Here is a 455-nt window from a genome sequence, read left to right as displayed (position 1 = left end):
AACCCGTACACGCATACTTGGTCGCTCGGCGTCGAGGAGCAGTTCTATCTTGCGTTCCCCTTCCTGTTCTGGGCATGGCTCGCACGGAAGCACTGGCGCCATCTGTCTGTGATCCTGATCGCGGCGGGCCTGGGCGCCTCGCTAGCGTGGGGGCATTGGCTGGGGCAGACCAACCAGACGCAAGCCTTCTATTTCATCTTCGGTCGATTCTGGGAGTTGGCCGCCGGCGTCCTGCTTTACCAGTGCTTTGTGCTTTCCGGATTCGTCACAACGATCGAGTCGGCGCGTGCGCCTGCCACTCTCGGCATCAGGATGGGAGCCTGGCTGTCCTTGCTGGTCGTGATCGTCGGCTTCGTTGTGTCGAAATCGGATCACTATCCGTTCCCCGGCGCGATGCTTCCGGTTGTCGGCACGGTCGGACTGCTGGGATTCCTGTACGGCCGGCAGCATGCCAG

Annotated in this window: 1 pseudogene; it reads left to right on the top strand. The window is 61.8% G+C overall.

Annotated features, from left to right (window positions below):
* A pseudogene (locus FQ755_RS37350) lies at nucleotides 1–455 on the top strand (acyltransferase); the annotation flags it as partial.

The sequence above is a fragment of the Paraburkholderia sp. BCC1885 genome (genome assembly GCF_900996235.1).
In the GTDB taxonomy this organism is placed as follows: Bacteria; Pseudomonadota; Gammaproteobacteria; order Burkholderiales; family Burkholderiaceae; genus Paraburkholderia.
Note: the sequence above shows the minus strand (reverse complement) of the source record. Positions and strands in the feature narration are given on the sequence as shown.